Below are 1,067 nucleotides of genomic sequence, written 5' to 3'. Positions count from 1 at the left end.
CTCAGCCCCGGCGCGGTGATGCGCGCCGCGTCGCGCGCGCCGAGCCGGCCCCTGCGAGAAGCGCGCCGCGAGCGCCATCAGATCTTCGGCGCCGAAGGCGGCCTCCAGCTCGGCGAGCGCGCCCAGCGTCAGCACCAAAGTGCGCGGGCGCCCGTCGAGCACCGCCTCGATCTCGCCGCGTCGCGGATTGGCCATGGCTTCGCCCTCAGAGCGCGGCGAAGGCGAGCGCGCCGGCGCTCTCCAAAGTGAGGTCGAAGGTGACTTCACGGTCGTACTCGGCGCCGATCTCCAGCGCCGTCACCTGGAACGGGCCGGTGACGGTGCCGAAGTCCGGGATCACGATCTGGCATTCGGGCAGCGCGCCCGAGAAGAACGCCGCCCGCACCAGAGCGTCGGAGGCGGCATCCTTAAACACGCCGGAGCCGGTGACGGCGGCGCGCCGCACGCCCGCTCCCGCCAGCAGCTCGCGCCACTGGCCGGCGGATTCGGCATGGGTCACGTCGACGCTCTGGGCGTTGAAGGCGATCTGGCGCGAGCGCAGGCCCGCCACCGTCACGAGCGCGTCGCCGTCATGCATCTTGAGGAGAAGGTCCTTGCCCTTCTGCGCGGCCATGGCGTGTCTCCGGAAAGGGGGGTGCAGAGGATCAGAGCGGCTCGGTGACGGCGCGGAATCGCACCAGCGCGTGGAAGGTGCGCCCGTCCTCCTCGCGCACCACCTCCGCCGTGGTGGCGCGCAGGTTGGCGAGGCGGTGGGCGGAAAGCATCAACGGCATGTCGTGCAGCGCCTCCTGCACCGCGGCGGCGATGGCCATCGCCTCGGCCCGTCCGCCGGAACGGGAGAAGGCGTGCAGCGTGAGCGCATGCTCGGTGCCGCGCTCGGTGGCGGTGGACCAGTCGGCCACCACCGCCTCGCCGAGCGCGACGAAGGGGAAGTCAGCCTCCTTCGGCGGCACGTCGAACACCTTCGCGCCGCCGAGCAGAGCGGCGAGCGGCGCATCGGCGGCGAGCGCCGCATGGATCGCGGCGCGCAGCGCCAGCGCCGGGCTGTCGAGGGGGCAGGCTCACGG

General features: G+C 73.0%; 2 protein-coding genes and 1 pseudogene. All 3 read right to left on the bottom strand.

Features of this window, described 5'->3' with window-relative positions:
- Positions 1-195: pseudogene (locus tag AC2W7M_RS26135) on the bottom strand (GTA-gp10 family protein); the annotation flags it as partial.
- A gap of 10 nt (positions 196-205) precedes the next feature.
- Complete coding sequence (locus AC2W7M_RS26130) at positions 206-613, bottom strand: phage major tail protein, TP901-1 family (protein WP_486136072.1); 408 nt, start codon at positions 611-613, stop codon at positions 206-208.
- Positions 614-644: 31 nt separating this feature from the next.
- Complete coding sequence (locus AC2W7M_RS26125; RefSeq protein ID WP_486136074.1) at positions 645-1,019, bottom strand: DUF3168 domain-containing protein; 375 nt, start codon at positions 1,017-1,019, stop codon at positions 645-647.
- Between the last annotated feature and the right edge of the window lie 48 nt (positions 1,020-1,067).

It is taken from the genome of Xanthobacter sp. BG11Y11_SDJG (genome assembly GCF_057364445.1).
The sequence above is the reverse complement of the archived record's forward strand: the minus strand, read 5'-3'. Positions and strand labels throughout refer to the sequence as shown.